General features: G+C 72.7%; 20 protein-coding genes. 12 read left to right on the forward strand and 8 right to left on the reverse strand.

What is annotated here, in order from left to right; translation table 11 throughout:
* Positions 1-19: 19 nt before the first annotated feature.
* Positions 20-2,140 carry a methyl-accepting chemotaxis protein gene (locus tag AB0C12_RS16165; RefSeq protein ID WP_360548460.1) on the forward strand — a complete coding sequence of 707 codons (2,121 nt, stop codon included), beginning with the start codon at positions 20-22 and terminating at the stop codon, positions 2,138-2,140.
* A gap of 13 nt (positions 2,141-2,153) precedes the next feature.
* On the opposite strand, the gene AB0C12_RS16170 is transcribed toward AB0C12_RS16165, so the two are convergent.
* Positions 2,154-2,687, reverse strand: coding sequence for a dihydrofolate reductase family protein (locus AB0C12_RS16170; protein ID WP_360548462.1), 534 nt, complete (start codon positions 2,685-2,687; stop codon positions 2,154-2,156).
* A gap of 90 nt (positions 2,688-2,777) precedes the next feature.
* Here AB0C12_RS16170 and AB0C12_RS16175 point away from each other — a divergent pair, with 90 nt between their 5' ends.
* Entirely contained in the window at positions 2,778-3,803 is a 1,026-nt protein-coding gene (locus AB0C12_RS16175; protein WP_360548464.1) for a winged helix DNA-binding domain-containing protein, read from the forward strand.
* Positions 3,804-3,822: 19 nt separating this feature from the next.
* The gene (locus AB0C12_RS16180) at positions 3,823-5,076 is read left to right on the forward strand and encodes an MFS transporter (RefSeq protein ID WP_360548466.1); all 1,254 of its coding nucleotides are present in this window, start codon (positions 3,823-3,825) and stop codon (positions 5,074-5,076) included.
* A 26-nt stretch (positions 5,077-5,102) separates the two neighbouring features.
* Here the strand turns inward: AB0C12_RS16180 and AB0C12_RS16185 are convergent, their stop codons facing one another.
* A complete protein-coding gene (locus AB0C12_RS16185; RefSeq protein ID WP_360548468.1) occupies positions 5,103-6,470 on the reverse strand; it encodes a glycosyl hydrolase family 18 protein in 1,368 nt (455 codons plus the stop codon).
* Positions 6,471-6,615: 145 nt separating this feature from the next.
* Between AB0C12_RS16185 and gltX the strand changes: the two genes are divergently transcribed.
* Both gltX and AB0C12_RS16195 read left to right on the forward strand, forming a co-directional pair.
* Positions 6,616-8,025, forward strand: a complete 1,410-nt coding sequence (gene gltX / locus AB0C12_RS16190) for a glutamate--tRNA ligase (RefSeq protein ID WP_360548470.1) — start codon at positions 6,616-6,618, stop codon at positions 8,023-8,025.
* Between the two features lie 361 nt (positions 8,026-8,386).
* The gene (locus AB0C12_RS16195) at positions 8,387-9,076 is read left to right on the forward strand and encodes a hypothetical protein (RefSeq protein WP_360548472.1); all 690 of its coding nucleotides are present in this window, start codon (positions 8,387-8,389) and stop codon (positions 9,074-9,076) included.
* A gap of 2 nt (positions 9,077-9,078) precedes the next feature.
* Here the strand turns inward: AB0C12_RS16195 and AB0C12_RS16200 are convergent, their stop codons facing one another.
* The 4 genes from AB0C12_RS16200 to AB0C12_RS16215 form a co-directional block, all read right to left on the reverse strand.
* Positions 9,079-9,843, reverse strand: coding sequence for a hypothetical protein (locus AB0C12_RS16200; protein ID WP_360548474.1), 765 nt, complete (start codon positions 9,841-9,843; stop codon positions 9,079-9,081).
* The gene (locus AB0C12_RS16205) at positions 9,840-10,361 is read right to left on the reverse strand and encodes a sigma factor-like helix-turn-helix DNA-binding protein (protein WP_360548476.1); all 522 of its coding nucleotides are present in this window, start codon (positions 10,359-10,361) and stop codon (positions 9,840-9,842) included. The genes AB0C12_RS16200 and AB0C12_RS16205 overlap by 4 nt, the downstream gene beginning before the upstream one ends.
* A 47-nt stretch (positions 10,362-10,408) precedes the next feature.
* Positions 10,409-10,972, reverse strand: coding sequence for a TetR/AcrR family transcriptional regulator (locus tag AB0C12_RS16210; RefSeq protein ID WP_360548477.1), 564 nt, complete (start codon positions 10,970-10,972; stop codon positions 10,409-10,411).
* A 94-nt stretch (positions 10,973-11,066) separates the two neighbouring features.
* Positions 11,067-11,300: a hypothetical protein gene (locus AB0C12_RS16215; RefSeq protein ID WP_360549070.1), complete on the reverse strand. Its 234-nt coding sequence runs from the start codon at positions 11,298-11,300 to the stop codon at positions 11,067-11,069.
* 295 nt (positions 11,301-11,595) lie between these two features.
* On the opposite strand from AB0C12_RS16215, the gene AB0C12_RS16220 reads away from it, so the two are divergent.
* The 6 genes from AB0C12_RS16220 to AB0C12_RS16245 all read left to right on the forward strand — a co-directional run bounded on the left by AB0C12_RS16220 (position 11,596) and on the right by AB0C12_RS16245 (position 18,277).
* The gene (locus tag AB0C12_RS16220) at positions 11,596-12,792 is read left to right on the forward strand and encodes a helix-turn-helix domain-containing protein (protein WP_360548479.1); all 1,197 of its coding nucleotides are present in this window, start codon (positions 11,596-11,598) and stop codon (positions 12,790-12,792) included.
* A 165-nt stretch (positions 12,793-12,957) separates the two neighbouring features.
* Positions 12,958-14,130, forward strand: a complete 1,173-nt coding sequence (locus AB0C12_RS16225) for an acyltransferase domain-containing protein (RefSeq protein WP_360548481.1) — start codon at positions 12,958-12,960, stop codon at positions 14,128-14,130.
* Positions 14,131-14,161: 31 nt separating this feature from the next.
* On the forward strand, positions 14,162-15,112 hold the full coding sequence (locus tag AB0C12_RS16230) for a beta-ketoacyl-ACP synthase III (RefSeq protein WP_360548482.1): 951 nt from the start codon (positions 14,162-14,164) through the stop codon (positions 15,110-15,112).
* A 31-nt stretch (positions 15,113-15,143) separates the two neighbouring features.
* The gene (locus AB0C12_RS16235) at positions 15,144-15,386 is read left to right on the forward strand and encodes an acyl carrier protein (RefSeq protein WP_023359558.1); all 243 of its coding nucleotides are present in this window, start codon (positions 15,144-15,146) and stop codon (positions 15,384-15,386) included.
* Position 15,387: 1 nt separating this feature from the next.
* On the forward strand, positions 15,388-16,614 hold the full coding sequence (gene fabF, locus AB0C12_RS16240) for a beta-ketoacyl-ACP synthase II (RefSeq protein ID WP_360548484.1): 1,227 nt from the start codon (positions 15,388-15,390) through the stop codon (positions 16,612-16,614).
* Between the two features lie 241 nt (positions 16,615-16,855).
* Positions 16,856-18,277 (forward strand): carboxyl transferase domain-containing protein, encoded by a 1,422-nt coding sequence (locus tag AB0C12_RS16245; protein ID WP_360548486.1) that lies wholly within the window; start codon positions 16,856-16,858, stop codon positions 18,275-18,277.
* A 5-nt stretch (positions 18,278-18,282) separates the two neighbouring features.
* Here the strand turns inward: AB0C12_RS16245 and AB0C12_RS16250 are convergent, their stop codons facing one another.
* Positions 18,283-19,164 (reverse strand): NADP-dependent oxidoreductase, encoded by an 882-nt coding sequence (locus tag AB0C12_RS16250; protein WP_360548488.1) that lies wholly within the window; start codon positions 19,162-19,164, stop codon positions 18,283-18,285.
* 85 nt (positions 19,165-19,249) lie between these two features.
* Between AB0C12_RS16250 and AB0C12_RS16255 the strand changes: the two genes are divergently transcribed.
* Positions 19,250-20,161: an AraC family transcriptional regulator gene (locus AB0C12_RS16255; protein WP_360548490.1), complete on the forward strand. Its 912-nt coding sequence runs from the start codon at positions 19,250-19,252 to the stop codon at positions 20,159-20,161.
* Between the two features lie 124 nt (positions 20,162-20,285).
* On the opposite strand, the gene AB0C12_RS16260 is transcribed toward AB0C12_RS16255, so the two are convergent.
* The gene (locus AB0C12_RS16260) at positions 20,286-22,022 is read right to left on the reverse strand and encodes a glycoside hydrolase family 3 N-terminal domain-containing protein (protein WP_360548492.1); all 1,737 of its coding nucleotides are present in this window, start codon (positions 22,020-22,022) and stop codon (positions 20,286-20,288) included.
* Positions 22,023-22,112 lie beyond the last annotated feature (90 nt).

A 22,112-nucleotide genomic window follows, 5' to 3' on the forward strand; every position in this document is an offset into this window, starting at 1 on the left:
TCCCGCCGAAAAGCCGGACATGGGGTTCCAGATCAGCCACAAACTGCTCGCGCTCGGTCTGGGCGGGGTGGTCAGCACCGCGGCCGTCCTCGTGGGCGTCGGCGCCTGGCAGAGCGACGCGTTCGCCGACAAGACCGGCGCCGCGGTCGCCACCCTCAACGCCGAGGACCTGGACCAGACCACCTCGAACGTGACCCGGCTGGTCAGCTCGGTGGGCGACGAGGTGCAGGGCGGGGTGGACAGCGACATGCAGGCCGCCAACGCGCTGCTCAAGCAGCGCGGCGGTCTGCGCCTGGACGGGGACACCACGACCTGGACCGCGACCAACCAGCTGTCGCAGGCCAAGCAGTCGGTGAAGCTGCCGCGGGCGACGGTCGGCGGTCAGTGGCTCGGTCAGAACACCGACGTCAAGAAGGCGACGCCGTTCGTCGACGACGTGCAGTCGCTGCTGGGCGGCACGGTCACGGTCTTCCAGCGGATGAACGACGCCGGCGACCTGCTGCGGGTGGCGACCAACGTCCGGGCCAAGACCGGCAACCGGGCCATCGGAACCTTCATCCCCGCGGTGACCGCGGAGGGGACCCCGAACGCCGTGGCCGCCGCGATCAAGGCCGGCAAGCCGTACCGGGGCGTGGCCCAGGTGGTCGACACCTGGTACATCTCCGCGTACGACCCGGTCAAGGACGCCTCCGGCAAGGTGATCGGGGCGCTCTACGTCGGCGTGCAGCAGGCGGCCGCCCTGAAGAACCTCACCGACGCGATCGCGGCCACCTCGGTCCGGGAGAACGGCTGGGTCACCGTCTACAGCACGGCGAAGGCCGACACCGGCCGGGTCATCGCCTCCAGTCTCGACGGGGCGGTCGGGCGGACCGACCTGGACGCCACGGACGCCGCCGGCACCGGGTACGTCAAGGAGATCGTCACGCAGGCACCGCAGCTCGAGGGCGGGGCCACCTGGCGCAAGACGTACCGGCTGCCGGGTTCCGCGGGCGCGGGCGCGGGTCCCACCACCACGACGGTCGCCTACTACGCGCCGTACTCGTGGGCGATCGCCGTCGGTGGCTATGACGCCGACGCCTCCGGCGCGGTGGACGCGGTCCGCGACGGGCGGCGGGCCATGCTGACCGCGTTCCTCATCGCCGCCCTGCTGCTGGCCGTGGCCGGCGGCCTCTTCGCCGCCTGGCAGGCGCGCCGCATCTCCGGCCGGCTCGGCGGCCTGACCGCCGCCCTGGCCCGGCTGGCCCAGCGGGACCTGACCGTCTCCGTGCCGCCCAGCGCCCAGGACGAGATCGGCCGGGCCGGCACGGCCCTGAACACCGCCGTCGCGGAGCTGCGCGAGGTGATGGTCGAGGTCACCAACGCCTCGGACGGCGTCTCCCGCTCGGCCGGGCAGGTCGCCGCCACCGGCAGCGAGCTGACCACCTCGGCCGAGAACGCGTCCGGCCAGGCCGGCGCGGCCAGCGTCGCCGCCGAGGGCATCAGCCACGTCGTGCAGACGGTCGCGGCCGGCGCGGAGGAGATGGGAGCCTCGATCGGCGAGATCTCCGGCAACGCCCAGGACGCGGCGCGGGCCGGCCGCGACGGCGTCGGGCTGACCGAGACGGCCAGCGGCGTGATCGACGAGCTCCGGGTCTCCACCACCAAGATCGCCGACGTGGTCCGGCTGATCGCCAGCATCGCCGAGCAGACCAACCTGCTCGCGCTGAACGCCACCATCGAGGCGGCCCGGGCCGGCGACCTCGGCAAGGGCTTCGCGGTGGTGGCCGGCGAGGTCAAGGAGCTGGCCCAGGAGACGGCCCGGGCGACCGACGACGTGACGGCCCGGGTCGCCGCGATCGAGGGGGACACCGCCCGCGCGGTCGAGGCGATCAACGCCATCACCGCCACCATCGCCCAGGTCAACGACTATCAGACGGCGATCGCCGCAGCAGTGGAGGAGCAGGCCGCGACGACCGCGGAGATGGCCCGCAACATCAGCGAGGTGGCCACCGGCAGCCAGGACATCGCGGTGGGCATCACCGCGGTCAGCGGCGCGGTGGACAGCACGCGGTCGGCGGTGGCGGTGTCCCACCAGGCGGCCGACGAGCTGAACGCGACCGCCCGGCGGCTGACCGGACTGGTGGGCCGGTTCACCGTCTGAGCACGGGCCGCGGTCAGGCCGGCAGGTAGGTGAGCACCTGGACACCGGTCGTGGTGGTGAACGTGCTGCTCAGCTTCAGCGCGACCTTGGTGCCCTCGTCCCACAGCTTGCGGCCCTCGCCGACCACCACCGGGTAGACCATGATCCGGTACTCGTCGATGAGGTTGTGCCGGGTCAGCAGGTTCACCAGCGAGGCGCTGCCGTTGATCAGCAGCGCACCGGAGCCGGTCTTGAGCCTGGTGACCGCTTCGACCACGTCACCCTGGAGGAACTCCGCGTTCCACTCCGGCTCGGTGAGCGTGGTGGTGGCGACGTACTTTGCCATCCCGTTCATCTTCTTGCCGAAGTCGCCGGTCGCTTCCTCCATCTGCGGCCAGGCGGCCTTGAAGCCCTCGTACGTCCGCCGGCCCAACAGCAGCGCGTCGGCCTCCATGAGGTTGCTGCTCTGCCAGGCGCCGAGCTCGTCGTTGAAGTACGGCCCGCTCCAGGCCGGCTCCTCGAAGACGCCGTCCAGGGTCACGTACTCCACCGCGATGATCTTTCCCATGCCTACCGGCCTCCGTGTTGTGGCGATCGAACAGCTGAGCCTGCCTCAGCCGGTCCCGCCGCGCTACCTCAACATGCGAGGCTGCAGCGCATGAAGCTCGACGAGATCCTGCGGCGCCGGATCGACCGGCACCACCTCGGCAGCGCCAAGGCCGGCGACGTGGTCGCGGCGGCCCGGCGGGTCGGCGGCCTGCACGCCCAGGTCGCCTCCTCGGCACTGGCCTCGGCGACCTTGCGGCTGGGCAGCGAGCCGGATCTGGAAGCCGCGCTGTACCGGCAGAAGTCGCTGGTCCGGACCTGGGCCGCGCGGGGCACGCTGCACCTGCTGCCCGCGGCCGACCTGCCGGTCTGGGTGGCCGCGATGAGCACCCGGACCCGCGAGACCACCGGCTCGTGGCTCAAGTTCCACGGCGTGACGGCCGAGCAGATGCGCGACATCATCGCGGCGCTGCCCGACCTGCTGGGGGCCACGCCGCTGACCCGCGAGGAACTGGCCGGCGCGATCATCGAGGCCACCGGGCACGAGGACCTGCGCGGTCCGCTGAATCAGGGGTTCGGGGCGATCCTCAAGCCGCTGGCCTTCCGCGGACTGCTCTGCTCGGGGCCGCCCCGGGGCCGGCACGTGACGTTCGTGGCCCCGCGGGCCTGGCTGGGCGACTGGGCGCCGGTGCCCGCCGAGGACGCGATCGACCAGCTGGTGCTCCAGCACCTGGACGCGTACGGGCCGGCCGACGCGGCCGAGTTCGCCCGCTGGTTCGACCTCAAGCCACCGCTGGCCAAGAAGTCCTTCGCCCGGCTGGCCGACCGGCTGCGGCCGGTCGGGGACGAGGGGTTTCTGCCGGTCGACGCGCCGGACGCGGGCGGCGGGGACACGGTGCTGCTGCTGCCGGCCTTCGACCCGTACGTGGTGGGCAGCCTGCGCCGGCTCGAAACGGTGAGCAGCGGGCCGAAGTCGGCGGTTTCCCGGCCGCAGGGCTGGATCTCCCCCACGCTGGTGGTGAACGGCCGCATCGAGGGGGTGTGGGAGCTCGCCGACGGCCACCCGGTCGTCACGCCGTTCACCCCGCTGTCCGCCGCCACCCGGCGGGCCCTGCCCGAGGGGTCCGTCATCCGCTGAAGCCCGTTCCGGGGGTCCGATGAGCGTCATGCAGGACGCGCCTGCCGCGCTGGCCGAGCCCGTACGGCCGGTCCCCCGTTCGTGGGTCGCCCTGCTGTCCGCCGCGAACCTGGGCCTGTGGATGGCGTTCTTCACGCCGGTGCAGGTGCTGCTCCCGGGACAGATCAGCGAGCTGGGCATCGAGGGCAAGGAAGCCGCGCTGGGCTGGGTCACCGCCCTCGGCGCGCTGGTCGCGATCGTCGTCAACCCGCTGGCCGGCCTGTACTCCGACCGGACCCGGTTGCGCCTGGGCGGCCGGTCGTACGGTCGCCGGCACGTCTGGACGCTGGCCGGCGCCCTGATCGCCGCCCTGTCGCTGCTGGCTCTGGCCGGTCAGCGGCACCTCGCGGGTGTGGCGCTGGGCTGGGCCGGCGCCCAGCTCGGGCTCAACATCATGCTGGCCACGCTGACCGCGGCGGTCCCGGACCGGGTCCCGGTCGGTCAGCGGGGCATGGTCTCCGGCTGGATCGGCATGCCGCAGGCGCTCGGCCTGGTGCTCGGCGCGGTGCTGGTCACCGCGGTGGTCACCGGCGTCGCCGCGGGTTACCTCATGATGGCCCTGGTCCTGCTGCTGCTGGCGGTGCCGTTCGTGCTGCTCACCCCGGACGATCCGCTGCCCGCCGGGCCGGCCCGGCCGCGGCCGCGGACCGGGCTGTGGCGGGTCCTGCGGGAGCATCCCGACTTCGGCTGGGCCTGGGGCACCCGGTTCCTGGTCCAGCTCGGCAACGCTCTGGGCACGCTCTACCTGCTGTATTTCCTCACCGACCGGCTCCGGCTGGCCGACCCGGACACCGGGCTGCTGATCATGATCCTGCTCTACACGGCGGGCATGGTCGCGACGGCGGTGCTCGGCGGCCGGCTCTCCGACCGGTCCGGGCGCCGCAAGATCTTCGTGGTGTGGTCCGGGGTGGTCATCGCGGTCGCGGCCCTGTTGCTGGCGATCTGGCCGACCTGGCCGGTGGCCCTGGTCGCCTCGGTGCTGCTGGGCGCGGGCTACGGCGTCTACCTGGCCGTCGACACCGCGCTGATCACCCAGGTGCTGCCGGCCGCGGTGGACCGGGCCAAGGACCTCGGGGTGATCAACATCGCGACGGCCGCGCCGCAGGTGCTCGGGCCGGCCATCGCGGCGCCGCTGGTCACCCACCTGGGCGGCTATTCCACGCTGTACGCGCTGACCGCGGTGGTCACCCTGCTCGGCGCGGTCCTGGTGGTACGGATCCGCGCGGTCCCCTGAGTCAGCGGGACCGCGCGGATCAGCTGTCACGCGGGCAGGGTCCAGCGCTGGTTCGTACCGGCGAAGCACTCCCAGATCTGCAGTCGGGTGCCGTTGGCCGAGCTGTTGTTCGACGCGTCCAGACACTTGTTGCTGACCGGGTTGCGCAGGGTGCCGTTGCTCTGCGCCTGCCACTGCTGGGCGCCGGTGCCGTTGCAGTCGTAGATCTGCACCAGCGAGCCGTTCGCGGTGCCGGCCGCCGCCACGTCCAGGCACTTGCCCAGCCCGCGCAGCGTGCCGTCGGTCGCTACGGTCCAGTTCTGCGCGGCGCTGCCGTTGCAGTCGTAGAGCTGCACGGCGGTGCCGTTGGCCGACGACGCCGCGGCGATGTCGACACACTTGCCGGCGATGCCGGTGATCCGGCCGGTACGCCCCGAGGGCGGCGGGGTGGTCGGCGTGCCACCGCCGGTCGCCGTCGAGTAGATGGCGCTGACCAGCGAGTTGGCGCCCGTCGCGTCCTGGGAGAGCTCCCAGTTCATGATGCCGCCGGCGTTGGCCATGGCCCACTGGGTCTTGCGGCGGATCGTCGGCAGGCCGTTGTAGCACTCCTGCACGCCGGCGATCGTGGCGCAGTCCTGGTTGGCGAAGGCCGGGTTGGTGGCGACGATCTGCGCGTACGTCTTGTAGCCGGGCCGGCTGTAGAACGGCACGCCGAGCACCGCCTTCGAAGCCGGCAGGCCGCGGTTCTTCCAGAAGTTGACGCTGGCGATCGACCAGTCGTAGTTGGCGTGCGGGCTGCCGCCGTCGTACGCCATGATGTTGAGCCAGTCGACCATGCCGAACACCGCCGGCTGTACGCCGTTGGCCGTGCCACCCTCGGAGACGACCGCCGCGGTGAGCAGCTTGCCCTGGCCGTGCAGGGCGGTGCTGAGCTGCTGCATCAGGGCCGTGTAGTTGTTGCCCGAGGTGCCCGGGTCGGGATATTCCCAGTCGATGTCGATGCCGTCCAGGTTGTACTGGCCGACCAGGCCCATGACGGCGTTGACGAAGGTGGTGCGGGCGCCGGAGTTGCCGGCGAGCGCCTCGAAGGCCGAGTCGTTGCCGTCGTTCCAGCCGCCGAGGGCGAGCCCGACCTTGACGTTGTTCTGGTGTCCGAGCGAGACCAGCGACTGCAGCTTGGCCGGGTCCGGAACCCCCTGCAGGGTGCCGTTGGAGTTCGGTAGCACGAAGGCGTAGTTGATGTGGGTGAGCTTGCTGTACTGGATGCTGTTGACGCTGCCGGCCCAGGACGGCATGTAGCCGACGCTCTTGAAGTTGTTGGGCAGTACGGCGGCCTCGGACGTGCCTTGCATGGCGATCGCGCTGGCGGCCACCACGGCGACCGCAGCGGCTGCGGCAGCCAGTCTTCTCTTCATCAGGGACCTCACTGTCCGGCGTGGGGGCGCCGTCGGGGATGACATCGGGCGGCTGAAGTTTAAGAAGGTTAACTAATAGTCGTCAATATAAGACGTGATAAAAGGTCGCCGACAGGGGACTCGACAAGCGCCGTAGGCTGGTCGGGTGACAGTACGCGTACGCTTCGCCCCTTCTCCGACCGGAATGTTCCACGTCGGCGGCGCCCGCTCGGCGCTGCAGAACTGGATCTTCGCCCAGCAGCACGGTGGCGTCTTCGTCCTGCGCATCGAGGACACCGACGCCGCCCGCAACCGTCCCGAGTGGACGGAGGGCATCCTCTCGGCGCTCGACTGGATCGGCATCGAACGCGGCTCCTACGAGGGCCCCTACTACCAGTCGACGTACGCCGCCGAGCACACCGCGGCCGCGACCCGCCTCTACGGCGAGGGTCGCGCCTACTACTGCGACTGCACCCGCGACGACGTGATCGCCCGCACCGGCAACACCCACATCGGCTACGACGGCTTCTGCCGCGACCGGGCGCTGGGCCCCGGCGAGGGACGGGCACTGCGCTTCCGCACCCCCGACGAGGGCGAGACCGTGGTCGTCGACCTGGTCCGCGGCGAGCCCACCTTCGAGAACAAACTGCTCGAGGACTTCGTCATCGCCCGCAGCGACGGCTCGGCCGTCTTCCTGCTGGCCAACGTCGTGGACGACATGACCATGGGGATCACCCACGTCATCCGGGCCGAGGAGCACCTGCCCAACACCCCGAAGCAGCAGCTGCTCTGGGAGGCGCTCGGGGTCAAGCCCCCGGTGTGGGGACACGTGCCGGTCATCGTCAACGAGAAGCGGCAGAAGCTCTCCAAGCGGCGGGACAAGGTGGCCCTGGAGTCGTACCGCGACGAGGGCTATCTCGCCGCCGCCATGCGCAACTACCTGATGCTGCTCGGCTGGGCGCCCTCCGGCGACCGCGAGATCGTGCCGTGGTCGGTCGTCGAGGAGGAGTTCCGGCTCGAGGACGTCAGCCACTCCCCCGCGTTCTTCGACGTGAAGAAGCTGCGGGCGTTCAACGGCGACTACATCCGGGCCCTGGACGCCGAGGAGTTCGCCGCGGTGTGCGCGCCCTGGCTGGGCGGCACCGACACGATCCCGGCACCGCCGTGGGAGCCGTCGGCCTTCGACTCCACCGTGTTCGCCGCGGTGGCACCGCTGGCCCAGACCCGCATCGCCGTGCTCAGCGAGATCGTCGACTACGTCGACTTCCTCTTCCTGGCCGAGCCGGTCCGCGACGAGCAGTCGTGGAACAAGGCGATGAAGGAGGGCGCGGGCGACATCCTGGACGCCGCCGTCGCGGCGTTCGGCGCGCTGGAGACGTGGTCGGCCGAGCCGCTGAAGGCCGCCCTCGAGCGGGTCGGCGAGGAACGCGGGCTCAAGCTGGGCAAGACCCAGGCACCGGTACGCGTCGCGACGACCGGCCGCACGATCGGCCTGCCGCTGTTCGAATCGCTGGAGGTGCTGGGCCGCGAACGGACCCTGGCCCGGCTGGCGGCGGCCCGGTCCCGCCTGGCCTGAGGTTTCGTGACCATTTCGGTACGCGCGCGCTCGGCTGACGGCGCGCGCGTACCTCACCAGGCAACGTCCTGGCCAGTTCAGCCCGTCAAAGGGGTATGAACGTCAGCAGCACGGGTGACCGGAACCCCCTCGGCTTGCCCTCGCTGGGTACTATTCGCCCGCTGATCAGCGGCCAAGGTCCACCGATGCAGTCGATCCCAGATAGCTCCAATTCGTCCCGTTCCGGGATGCGGCCGAGACGATCTGCGGGCAGGCTGTGAGGACTGGGCCGTGCCGGCGACGGGTCCTTTCCGGGCGCGCCGTTCCGGCCGGCGCATGTATGTCATCCACGGGGCGGGGAGGCCGGACGGTGGTTCAAGGGGTGATCGCCCGATTGCTGTCGGCGACCGGAGTGTTCGCGGCGACTGTCGCGCTGAGCGCGGGAGTCGCCGCACCCAGCGCAGCGCAGGCCGCGCCGGACCGGCCGGCCGCCGGTGCCGCGCTGGCCGCACCCAAGGCGCCGGCCAAGCCCACGGCGGTGCAGATCGCCGGCAAGTTCCCCGGCAACAGCGTGACGGTGCAGCAGAGCGAGCGGCCGGACCTGTTCAAGCAGCTGCTCAGTGAGGTCAGCTGGCTGGCGACCACGACGCCGACCACTTCCAAGCCGGAGGCGAAGAAGCTCGGCCCCAAGTTCACCGTCACCGTGCTGATCAAGGACAAGGCCAACCAGACCTACGAGCTCTACCCGAACGCCGCCGGCGGCCCGCGGGCGTTCCGGCCGGCCAAGCAGCCGACCGGCAAGAAGACGCCCGGCTGGTTCTACGGGCGGCTGACCATGTCGGAGTCGCTGCGCCTGAGCGGCGTGCCGCTCAAGGAGAAGCCGGACGTGGTCAGCGGCGGCATCGGCGGCGGCATCGGCGAGGACGTGCAGGCCGAGGAGCTGGACCCGGTCGAGGGCGTCAACGACGTGCTGTCCGACATGCGCCGGCTGTACCTGCTCAACGGCGCGGTCCTGCTCACGATCCTGCTGGGCCTGGGCGGCATCGCGTTCCTGATCCGCCGCCGGGTCTGACCTCAACCGGCCGGACGCACCGGGACCCGCAGGATCGGGCAGGCGGGGGCGGGCGCGTTGCAGCGCTCCCCCACCCCGAAGGCGTCCGGCAGGCGCCGGTTCGTGGCGGCCTGAGCCACCTCCACCGTGGTCAGCGGGGGCTCGCCCAGCTCGGCGCTGCCGGTGCCCCGTTCCCCGGTGGCCATCACCGCCACCGTGCGGCCGTCGACCACCCGGCGGGCGATCACCTCGTGGACCTGCCAGTCGACGTCGCCGGTCTCGGCGTAGCGCGCGTACTCGATGCCGCCCCGGGTCCGGTCCGGCAGCGCGCAGGCCGCCGGCTCGGCCTGCACGGGCAGGCAGAGCCCGGCCGGCGCGTCGTAGACGGCGACCTCGACCAGGCCCCGCGGTTCCCCGGCCGCGTTCAGCACCGCGTACTGCCGCCAGCCGGTGCCCGCGCTGGGCGGGCGCGGCACGATCCGGTAGCCCTTCGCGTCCACCGGCGGCGCCAGCACGCTCAGCACCGGGTCGAGGACGGCGGACGGGCGGGGCTGCGGGACGGGCACCGCGGCGGTCGACCGGGCCTTGTGCCCGGGCAGCAGGACGTTCGTGAGGACGAAGCCGAGCAGCACGACCAGGGCCACCGCGACCAGGCCGGCCAGCACCACGCGCCAGGCCCGGCGGCGGCGCAGCCGGTCGGCCCGCCGGTTGATGTCCGGAACCGCGTCGCCGGGCGGCGGCTCGCTCTCGCAGGCCTTCTCCAGCACCGCCGTGAGCAGCGCACTCATCGCACGTCCACCGGCCGGGCGGCGGCCAGCAGGCCCGCGAACGCGCCCAGCCCCTCCGCCTCGAAGGCGAGCACCCTGCTGTCGTCCAGATCGAGGGCGTCGGCGGTCTCGTCGATGGCCAGCCCGCAGAAGTGCCGCAGCACCAGCACGGCCCGGCAGCGCGGGCTGAGGCCGTGCAGCGCGTCCAGCACCAGCACGGTGTGCACGGCGTCGACCTCGGCGGGCGCGGTGGCCAGTTGCAGCTGACCACCACCCGGGCCTCGATCGGCCGGGACCGGTTCGGTGAGCAGGGCTGGTTCCGGGGCCACGAAGACGTGCTCACGCCGGCCGCGGGGCTTCTTGAAGGCGGCCATCAGATCGGCGTACGCCCACAGGTCCGGCTCGGTGATGTCGGGATCGGCCAGCACCCGGGCCAGCGTGGTGCGGGCCAGCTCGTCGGCGAGCGCCCAGTCGCCGCACATCAGGAACGCGGCGCGGCGCAGCTGGACGTACCGCTCCAGAACGTACCCGTCGGACATAAGCCTCTTTATAGGCCACAGCACCCGCACGGCGATGCCGAACGGCCTCACGTGCCGCTAACGGTGACCTCCACCAGCCGGACCAGGTCGTCCAGGTCGGCGTCGAACTCCCCGGCGGCGTCCTCGTGGCAGGCCGCCTCGTCCGCGGGCAGCCCCCCGGTCACCTCACCGACGGTGTAGCCGAGCAGGAACGCGCAGATCATCCGGGTCAGCCGCGGCACCTGCTCCCCGGGCACGCCGGCGTCGTGCAGGCAGCCGCGCAGGGCGGCGGTCAGCCAGGAGGCGGAGGCGCCGGCGGAGCGGCGGTTCAGCAGCAACGGGTACGCGCCGGGATGCGCCCGCGACAACGCCCGTACCGCCCGGCCCAGGGCCCGCAGGCGCTGCCGCCAGTCGATGTCGCCGGGGTCCTCGCCGTACTCGGTGCCCAGCTCCAGGTGCAGCAGGTCGACGAGCCCGTCCAGCAGGGCGTCCTTGCCACCGACGTACGGGTAGAGGGCCATCGAGGTGAGTCCGACCCGTTCGGCGACGGCGCGCATGGACATGGCACCGAGGCCGTGTTCGTCGACGAGGGCGAGGGCCTGGTCGAGGATGAGTCGTCTCTTGTCGTCCACGGACACACACGGTGCCGAGACCGGCCGGGCGATGGGCCGGAACCAGCCCGCCACACCGCAGTCAGTCACCCACGAGGGTGAGCGGGACGTCGCTTCAGCACCAGCGGCCGGGCGGACGCCCCCGGCTCACTGCCCGGCGCCGGGGGCGGACCGCGCCGTGCAGATGGGCCCCGGCCCAGCCGCGCAGCTCGGTGCGGCAGCCGACCCGGTGCGGGATGTCGTCGACCGGCTCCTCGGTGGCCTGTGAAGACGCGACCGAGGGAAACGACTCCTCCGCGGCGACCTGCTCCGCTTCGGCGTACAGCTGGCCGTCCTCGCGTTCCGTCATCCCTGCCCCCTCTCCTGCCCGCCGTCCGGACCACCGGGTCTCATCGGCACCGTGCCGCCCGGCCTAAGACCTCGCACCCACGAGTCGTGCGGCGCTAGGACGACACCCTGCCAGGTCACCGACCGAAATCACGGTGAAGGCGCACCGCTATATCGGACAAATAACCCAAAGGTTACAGATGAAGAAAGCTCGGTAACCGCGCGGAACGGTACAGCCAGCAGGCAGGTCACGGCCATGGAAAGACATGCCAGGCACCGGCGGGCGCCCGCGAGCCCGGTCGTGACAGGCTGGCCGGGTGGCAGAGGACGCGAAACCCGGCGGTACGGCGAAACGCCCCCCGCTGGCCGCGACCCTGCGCCGCGTCGAGCGCCGCGCCGGGGCCCTGGCCAGCGCCAGCGTCGCCCGGATGGACGAGACCCTGCCCTGGTTCCGGGCCCTGCCGGCCGACCAGCGCTCGTGGGTCATGCTCGTCGCCCAGGCCGGGGTGCGGTCGCTGGTCGAGTGGCTGCGCTCGGGCGGCACCGCGGCCGGCACCCAGGAGATCTCCGACGAGGTCTTCGCCGCCGCCCCGCGCGCCCTGGCCCGCTCGATCACGCTGACCCAGACCGTCGCCCTCATCAAGGTCACCATCGACGTGGCCGAGGCCGAGGTGACCGGCCTGGCCGCGGCCGGCGAGGAGGAGGCCCTGGCGGTCGCCATCCTCAAGTTCTCCCGGGAGATCGCCTTCTCGGCCGCCCGGGTCTACGCCCGCGCCGCCGAGTCCCGCGGCGCCTGGGACGCCCGGCTGCAGGCGCTGCTGGTCGACGCCCTGCTGCGCGGCGACTCCTCCGACGTACTGGCCAGCCGGGCCGCCGCCCTGGGCTGGGCCGACGCGCCACCGGTGGCCGTGGTGGTCGGACGCACCCCCGGCGGCGACATCACGGCGGTGCTGCACTCCGTCTATCGCGCCGCCCGGCGGGCCCGGGTCGAGGTCATCGGCGGGGTGCACGGCGACCGGCTGGTGGTCGTGCTCGGCGGGGTCGCCGACCCGCTGGTGGCCGCCGGGCACCTGGCCGCGAGCTTCGGCGAGGGGCCGATCGTGGTCGGCCCGGCCGTCCCCTCACTGGACCAGGCCACCGAGTCGGCCCGGGCCGCCCTGGCCGGCTTCCGGGCGGCGCGCGCCTGGCCCGGCGCCCCGAACCCGGTGGCCGCCGACGACCTGCTGCCGGAACGGGCCATGGCCGGGGACTCCGAGGCCCGGCGGGCGCTGCGGCACGATGTGTACGGCGCACTGTCGCGCGCCGGCGGCGGGCTGCTGGAGACGCTGGATGCCTTCTTCGCGGCCGGCGGCGTGCTGGAAAGTGCCGCCCGGGAGCTGTTCGTGCACCCGAACACCGTGCGGTACCGCCTCAAAAGGGTCGCCGAGGTGACCAGTCTGTCACCGCTGGACGGCCGGGACGCGTTCGCGTTGCGGATGGCTCTGACCATCGGGCGCCTCGACCCTGCGAGCTAAATCACCGGGCTCCGCGGTCCCGCCCGCACCGCCGGAAGAGCCCCGATATCATGCCCAATCTGGGCGAAACACGGGGGTGTTTGTAGGAAAGCTACAACGCCGGTCGTAGGGTTTGGTCCCGTGCAGCAACCCCGGAACGACCTCGCATCCGGAAGAGTCGACTCCGTGCTCGCCGTACTCTCGCCCGGCCAGGGTTCCCAGAAGCCCGGCTTCCTCTCCGGATGGCTCGGCCTGCCCGGGGCCGAGGCCCGGCTGACCTGGTGGTCCGCCCTCTCCGGCGTCGACCTGATCCACCTCGGCACCGAGGCCGGCGCGGACGACATCAAGGACACCGCCCGCACCCAGCCGCTGCTCGTCGCGGCCGCCCTGCTCGCCGCCGAGCACCTGCCGATGCACGACGTCGCCCTGGTCGCCGGGCACAGCGTCGGTGAGCTCGGCGCCGCCGCCCTCGCCGGGGTGCTGTCGGCCGAGTCCGCCGTCACCCTCGCCGGCGTCCGCGGGCGCGAGATGGCCGCCGCCTGCGCGCTGGAGCCCACCGGTATGAGCGCCGTGCTGGGCGGCGACGCCGACGAGGTGATCGCCGCGATCGAGCGCCACGGGCTCTACCCGGCCAACCGCAACGGTGCCGGTCAGGTCGTCGCCGCCGGTGCGCTGGACGCGCTGGCCAAGTTCGCCGCCGAGCCGCCGGCCCGCGCCCGGGTCATCGCGCTGCAGGTCGCGGGGGCTTTCCACACGCCGTACATGGCGCCGGCCGAGCGGGCCCTCGGGGCCGTCGCGGCCGGCGTGCCCGTCGCCGACCCGGCCCGGATCCTGCTGTCCGACCTGGACGGCGCCGCTGTCAACCACGGCCGCGAGATGCTGCGGCGCCTGGTCCGCCAGGTCACCGCCCCGGTCCGCTGGGACCTGGTGCTGCGCAACCTGCGCGACCTGGGCGTCACCGGGATCATCGAGCTCCCCCCGGCGGGCACCCTGGCCGGGCTGGCCAAGCGCGAGCTCAAGGGCGAGAACGCCCCCGAGATCGTCACCCTCAACACCCCGGACGACCTGCCCGCCGCGCGCGACCTCATCGCCCGGCACGGCACCGCCTCCACTCACGAGCCCACCCCGCTCTTCCGGGTCGTGGTCGCGCCCAGCGCCGGGCTGTTCCAGCCCGCCGAGGGCCTGGCCGAGGGCGTGGACCTGCGGCAGGGTCAGGTCATCGGCCAGGTGACCACCCGGCAGGGACCGGTCGAGGTCGCCGCGCACGCCGCCGGGATCCTCACCGAGTGGCTCGCCCACCACGACGACCCGGTGGCCCCCGGCCAGCCGGTGGCCCGCATCGGCGGGCAGCAGCAGTGACCACGTCCGTCGCGAACGAAGGAGCAACACGATGACCGCGGGTTCCCGCATCGTCGCGATGGGCCACTACCAGCCCTCGCGCATTGTCACCAACGACGATCTGGCCAAGATCGTCAACACCAACGACGCGTGGATCAAGGACCGGGTCGGCATCGCCGAGCGCCGCGTCGCCGACGCCGAGTCGGTCGCCGACATGGCCACCTTCGCCGCCGAGAAGGCGCTGGCCGGCTCCGGGCTCAGCGCCGCCGACATCGACATGGTCGTCGTGGCCACCTGCTCCTCCATCGACCGCTGCCCCAACGTGGCGACCCGCGTCGCCGCCCGGCTGGGCATCACCGCCCCGGCGGCGATGGACCTCAACACCGCCTGTTCCGGCTTCTCGTACGCCCTCGGCACCGCCGACCACGCGATCCGGGCGGGCGCCAGCCGCAACGCCATCGTCATCGGCGCCGAGAAGCTCTCCGACGTCACCGACTGGACCGACCGCACCACCGCCGTACTCTTCGGTGACGGCGCCGGCGCGGCCGTGGTCTCCGCGGTCCCCGACGGCGAGCAGCCCGGTGTCGGCCCGGTGCTCTGGGGCTCGGCCCCGGACAAGGGCGACGTGCTGCGCATCGAGGGCTGGCAGCCGTACATCCAGCAGGAGGGCCAGATCGTTTTCCGCTGGGCGACCACCGCGCTGGCGCCGTTCGCCCTGCAGGCGTGCGAGCGGGCCGGCGTCCGGCCGGAGGAGCTCGCCGCCTTCGTGCCGCACCAGGCCAACACCCGCATCATCGACGGCATCGTCAAGCGCCTGGGCCTCGGCCCGGACGTCGTCGTCGCCAAGGACCTGGTCGAGTCCGGCAACACCTCCGCGGCGAGTGTGCCGCTGGCCCTGTCCAAGCTGGTCGAGCGCCGCGAGGTGCCCTCGGGCGCCCCGGTCCTGCTCTTCGGCTTCGGCGGCGGCCTCACGTACGCGGGTCAGGTCATCCGCTGCCCGTAGCTTTTCCCACCATCGAGAGGAACCACCGAACATGGCAACCCGCGCTGAGATCACTTCCGGCCTCGCCGAGATCCTCGAGGAGGTCGCCGGGGTGAACCCGGACGACGTCGCCGAGGAGAAGTCCTTCACCGACGACCTGGACGTCGACTCGCTGTCCATGGTCGAGGTCGTGGTGGCCGCCGAGGAGAAGTTCGGCGTCAAGATCCCCGACAACGAGGTGCAGAACCTCAAGACCGTCGGCGACGCCGTCTCCTTCATCGAGGCGAACCACTGACATGAGCACCACTGACGTCGTCGTCACCGGGCTCGGCGCGACGACCCCGCTCGGCGGGGACGTCGCGTCCACCTGGGACGCCATGCTCGCCGGCCGCTCCGGGGTGAGAGCCCTCACCCAGGAGTGGGCCGCGCAGTTGCCCGTCCGCATCGCCGCGGAGCTCGCGGTCGACCCGTCCGAGGTGATCGAACGGGTCAAGCTGCGCCGGCTGGACCGCTCCGAGGCGATCGCGCTGATCGCCGCCCACCAGGCCTGGGCCGACTCCGGCCTGAAGGACTCCGGGCTCGACCCGGAGCGCTTCGCCGTGAGCTTCGGCAGCGGCATAGGCGGTGCGCAGACCCTGCTCAACCAGGACGACATCCTGGAGGCCTCCGGGCCGCGCCGGGTCAGCCCGCACACCGTGCCGATGCTGATGCCCAACGGCCCCGCCGCCTGGGTCGGCCTCGAGCTCGGCGCCCAGGCGGGCGTCCACTCGATGGCCAGCGCCTGCGCGACCGGCGCCGAGGCACTGTCGCTGGGCCTGGACATCATCCGCTCCGGCCGGGCCGACGTGGTCATGGCCGGCGGCACCGAGGCCGTGATCCACCCGCTGCCGATCGCCGGTTTCGCCTCGATGCGGGCCATGTCGACCCGCAACGACGAGCCGGAGAAGGCGTCCCGGCCGTGGGACAAGGGCCGCGACGGCTTCGTGCTCGGCGAGGGCGCGGGAGCGCTCGTCCTCGAGCGCGCCGACCACGCCATCGCCCGCGGCGCGACGATCTACGCGCGGCTGGCCGGGGCCGGCATCACCTCGGACGGCTACGACATCGTGCAGCCGCACCCCGAGGGCGCCGGCGCGATCCGGGCGATCCGCCGGGCGATCGAGGACGCGGGCCTCACCAAGGCCGACATCGTGCACGTCAACGCGCACGCGACCTCCACCCCGGCCGGGGACATGACGGAGATCGCGGCGCTGCTCACCGCGGTGGGCGACCACCCGGTCCTCACCTCGACCAAGTCGATGTCCGGGCACCTGCTCGGCGCGGCCGGCGCCCTGGAGTCGATCGCCACCATCCTGGCGATCCGCGACAGCGTCGTCCCCCCGACCATCAACCTGGACGACCCCGACGACAAGCTCGCGCTCGACGTGGCCGCCCACAAGGCCCGCCAGCTCGACATCCCAGCGGCGCTGAACAACTCGTTCGGCTTCGGCGGGCACAACGTGGCCCTGGTCTTCACCCGCGCCTGACGGACCCGGTCGATCACCGCGCGGTCGGAAATCTCCACGCCGCGCGGTGACCGGCCGGTCCTCGCAGGCGCGGTCGGAACTCAGCCCGCGCGGGTGACCGGTCTGTCTCTCATGCTGCGTGGTGCGGCCTCTGTCCGCGCGTGGTGACCGGTCCGTTTTCTCATCCCGCGCGCCCTGGTCTTGTCCGCGGGTGACCGGTCCGGTTCCTCACCCCGCGCGGTGAACCGTTAGGAGAAGCGCTGTGACCACGACCTCATCTCCCGCCGATCCCACCATCGACACCCGCGATCCGCAGGTTCGCCTGCGGGCACTGTTCGACAGCGGCACCCTGCGTCTGCTCGCTCCGGCGGATGACTCGGGCGTGCTGTGGGCCCGGGGTGAGGTCGACGGCACGCCGGCGATCGCCTTCGCCACCGATGCCACCCGGATGGGCGGGGCGATGGGTGCCGAGGGCTGCCGGCACGTGGTCGACGCGATCGACACCGCGGTCCGCGAGCGGGTGCCGGTACTGGGGCTCTGGCACTCCGGCGGGGCGCGGCTCGCCGAGGGTGTGGTCGCGCTGGACGGGGTGGGGCAGATCTTCGCGGCGATGGTGCGCGCGTCCGGGCGCGTACCGCAGATTTCCGTGGTCCTCGGGCCCGCCGCCGGCGGCGCGGCCTACGGCCCGGCGCTGACCGACATCGTGATCATGAGCAAGGCCGGCCGGATCTTCGTGACCGGGCCGGAGGTCGTCCGCAGCGTCACCGGCGAGCAGGTCGACATGGAACGCCTCGGCGGTCCGGAGCCGCACGGCCGCCGCTCCGGCGTCGTGCACATCACCACCAAGGACGACGAGAGCGCGCTGGCCGAGGCGCGCAAGCTGACCGTCCTGCTCGGCCGGCAGGGCCGGCTCACCCCGGCGGACGTCGCGGCGGGCAGCACGCCGGGCCACGACCTGGCCCAGGCCATGCCGGCCCAGGCCAACCGCGCGTACGACGTGAAGCCGGTGGTGCGGGCGTTGCTCGACGAGCCCGGCGTGGAGTTGCACGCCAAATGGGCCCCGAACGTGTCGACGACGCTGGGCCGCTTCGGCGGTCGTACGGTCGGCGTCATCGCCAACAATCCGCTGCGCCTCGGTGGCTGCCTGGACGCGACCAGTGCGGAGAAGGCCGCCCGGTTCGTGCGGATGTGCGATTCGCTGGGCGTGCCGCTGATCGTGCTGGTCGACGTACCGGGGTATCTGCCCGGTCTCGGCCAGGAGTGGGACGGCGTGGTCCGGCGCGGCGCGAAGCTGCTGCACGCGTTCGCCGAGGCGGTCGTGCCGCGGGTGACGCTGGTGACCCGCAAGGCGTACGGCGGCGCGTACATCGCGATGAACTCCCGCGCGCTGGGCGCCACGGCCGTGTTCGCCTGGCCGACCGCCGAGATCGCGGTCATGGGCGCGAGCGCGGCGGTGAACATCCTGCACCGCAAGCGACTGGCGGCAGCCCCGCACGAGCAGCGCGAGGCGCTCCGCGAGACGCTGGTCGAGGAGCAGTTGCACACGGCCGGCGGGGTCAACCGGGCCCTGGAGATCGGCGTGGTGGACGACGTGATCACGCCGGACCACACCCGCCGCCGCATCGCGGAAGCCCTGGCCGCGGCCCCGGCGGCCCGCGGCACGCACGGCAACATCCCACTCTGACCCGCTCAGCGCGACGGCGTCACGATGATCTTGCCGTGGGTGCCGCCTGATTCCGCGAGCCGGTGCAGCTCCGGCAGGTCGCCGAGCGTACGGCGGTCAGTGATCACCAACCGCAGCACGCCTTCGTCCACCAGCCGCACCAGCGTGGCCAGGTCGGCCGGATCGTTGCGGGTGACCATGTGCCGGGCGGTCACCGACGCTGACGACTCGATCGGGGTGGCCACCGTGATGATCCGGCCGCCCCGCCGGACCAGGGGCACGAGTGCGGCCGCGGCGGCGGGGTCGATCGCCGCGCAGTTCAGCACGGCGTCGACCGGCTCCCCCACCGCCAACGGGCCGGCGGTGTAGTCGAGCACCTCGTCGGCGCCGAGGCTCCGGACCGTCGCGGCGCTGCGGGGGCCGGCGGTGGCCAGCACGTACGCGCCCGCGTGCTTGGCCAGCTGGACCGTGCAGCCGCCGATGCCGCCTCCTGCGCCGTTGACCAGGACGCGTTCGCCCGGGGTGATGGCGGCGTGTTCGGTGACGGTCTGCCAGGCGGTCATCCCGGCCAGCGGCAGGGCAGCAGCGTCAGCGAGCGGGACCGTGGCGGGGGCTCGGACCAGGGACTTGGCCGGGGCCACCGCGAACTCGGCGGCCGCACCTGCGTCGAGCATGCCGAGAACCGGCTCGCCGTCGACGGTGCCCGCGACGTCCCAGCCCAGGGTCACCGGCAGGACGACCGGGAACATCGTTGCGAGCAAGCCGGAACGCAGCGCCGTCTCGGTCGGGTTCAGAGACGTGGCGGCCACCCGGATCAGCACCTCGCCGGGCCCCGGGAGCGGCTGGGGGATGTCCTCGACGCGGATGACGTCCGGGTCGCCGTACTCGTGGATGCGCGCAGCTCTCATGACCACCGACCGTAGGCGGGTCGCGGAGGACGACCTATGCTTTCAAGTCCCGGAAACCTTCGCGATCGTCTCGGCGGGTGCGGCGATGGATGTGCTCAGTGATGTGCTCGCCGTGCAACGGACCGGGCGGCCGCGGTCGATGCTGCTCGGGTGGGATGCGCCGTGGGCGCAGGAGTTCGCCGAGGTGCCCGGGGCGATGGGTTTCCAGGTGGTCCTGCGGGGGTCGCCGTGGCTGCTTCCGCCCGGTGGTGCCGCGCCGGTTCGGCTCCACGCCGGCGATGTCGTGTTCCGGCCGCACGGTCGTGCGCACGCCCTCGCCGACAGGCCCGACGCGGTGCCTGCCCCGTGCACGGACGTCTCGCCGGGGTCAGTGCCCGGCGCCGACACTGCGAAGCCCCCGCCGCAGTCAGACGGGCAGGAGGTGGTCACGCTCTGCGGCGCGTACGAGATCGACCCGGCGCAGGTCCACCCGCTGGTCCACGACCTGCCGGAAGTGGTCCACCTGAGCCCCACCGACGAACTGCGCGCCGCCGTCGGCCTGCTCACCGCCGAGCTGGAACATCCCCGCCTCGGCACGGACGCAGTCGTGCCCGCGCTGCTGGAGATGCTCCTGCTCTTCCTGCTGCGCCGCTGGTACGCCGAGCAGCCCGCCGCACCGACCGGCTGGGCAGCGGCCCTGCGCGACCCGGTGACCGCTGCCGCCCTGCACGCCATGCACGAGGACCCCGGCCGCCCTTGGACGGTGGCCACCCTCGCCGCGCACGCCGGGCTGTCCCGGGCGCCGTTCGCCCGTCGCTTCAACGCCCTGATCGGACGGCCGCCGCTGGCCTACCTGACCTGGTGGCGGATGACCGTGGCGGCACGACTGCTGCGTGACTCGGACGCCACTGTGGCCACCGTCGCGCACCGGGTCGGCTACGCCTCCGAGTTCGCTTTCGCCACCGCTTTCCGGCGCCGGCACGGGTCAGCGCCGGGACGCTTCCGGCGGCTCACCTGACCGGCTGCTTCCCGTGGCTCACCTAACCGGCCGCTTTTCGTGGCTCACCTAACCGGCCGCTTCTCGTGGCTCACCCGACCAGGTCGACGCCGGCCATTCGCCTCGCCCGGCCGACACCGACTGCTCACTTGACGCAGGCGCTGCGCGGCAGCTTGCCGACCGTTACCGGAGACTTGCCGGGCGCAGGAGCTTTGCCCGCGAGCACCGCGGCCAACGCGCTCAGCGCGAGCGGGCTGGACGAGTAGGTCGCGAGCAGCGTCGGCGATCGCGACCCGGCCAGCAATTGTGGAGTGTCCATGATGACGGTGACCGTCGCGTCCGGACTCAGGTCGGTCTGCCGGTCGCCGTACCCCACGAGGTGCACGACCGCGCCGCCCGCGGCCTGGACCTTGACGCCCGCGTCCTGCAACGCCTTGACCAGGGTGATCCGGGCGGCTTCCCGTCCGCCGGACGCGGTGACCGTGACCGGCCCGGACACCAGCGGCCCGGAACACGGGCCCTTGAGCAGGGTGATCGCGGCCGCGTCGGCGGCACCGACGGCCCGCACGTGCTCGGCCGAACCGAGCGCGGCCAGCTCCGGCCGCACCTGCGCGGCGGTACGGAACTTGAGCGTCAGGACACGGGTGACCGCCTCGACAAGCCGCTCCCGCTTGAGGCTGCCGTCCTTGAGCCCGGCCAAGATCCCGTCCCGCGCACCGGCCAGATCCGGCGGCATGAGCAGGATGTCGTTCCCGGCGTTCAGCGCGCGGACCGCCGCCTCGCCCGCCGGCCACTTCATCGCGGGCGGCATGTTCATGGCGTCGGTGATCGCCACTCCGCCGAACTTCAGCTCACCCCGCAGGACATCCGTCATGATCTTGCGCGAGAACGTCGCGGCAACCCCCTTGTCCAGGCCTTCGACGTCCAGGTGCCCGGACATGACCACGCCGGCACCCGCGGCGATCCCGGCGGCGAACGGCGGCCGATCCTCGCTCTGCCACTTCAGCCGGCTCTGCGCGACCACCGGCAGGTCGTCGTGGCTGTCCCCCGTGGTGTGCCCATGACCAGGAAAGTGCTTGAGCGCCGCGGCCACCCCGGCGCCCTGGATCCCGCGCACGGCCGCCTCGACCTGGGCGGCATTCGCCTTCGGATCGGCGCCGAACGACCGCGAGCCGATCACCGAGCTGCCCTGCGGCCCCAGCGTGTCGGCGACCGGGGCGAAGTCGAGGTTGATCCCCATCGCGGCCAGCTCGGTGCCGGCCGCCCGCCAGGCGCCCTCGGTCAGCTCGGGCTTGCCCGCGGCCCCGAACGCCATCGCGGACGGCAGCAGCGTCACGCCGGTCTTGACCCGGGTGACCACGCCGTACTCCTGATCGGTGCCGATCAGCAGCGGCGCCCCGCCGGGCAGGCCGGTCGCCACCCGCTGCAGGCCGTCGGTCAGCGCCCGCACCTGCTGCGGATCGTCCACATTCGTCGCCGGGTTGGTGGCGCCGGTCGGATCGTCCGGGGTGAACGCGACCAGGATCAGCCCGCCGAGGCCGAACTTGGTGACCATCTCGGCGGGGGTGGCCACGCCGGCGATCCGCTTGTTGCCGGCGGCGGCCGTCTCGTCCACCCGGTCGGCCTTGTCGCCGTAGGCGTAGGGCATCAGAACCTGACCGGCCAGCTGGGCGTCGGTGAAGGTCTTGACGGCTTCGCGCGCCCGGGCGGCGGGATCGCCGGTCGGGGCGGCACTGACGGAGGGGGCGGAAGCGGCGGGAGACGCGGAGCCCGGAGCAGGTCGCGGCTGCTGCGGCGCATCACTGCCGCCGCACCCGGCCAGCAGAGACAAAGCCACGGGTACGGCCACAGCAACGCGAAACGCCCTCTTCACGGCTGTCATTCGATCAGCTCCCGGGCGCGTAGACAAACCGGTCCACCCCAGGAACGGGGGCAGGCGCACCCCCTTGACAACGGGCGGTCAGCCCCACCG

The sequence above is a fragment of the Actinoplanes sp. NPDC048967 genome (genome assembly GCF_040649415.1).
GTDB lineage: Bacteria > Actinomycetota > Actinomycetes > Mycobacteriales > Micromonosporaceae > Actinoplanes.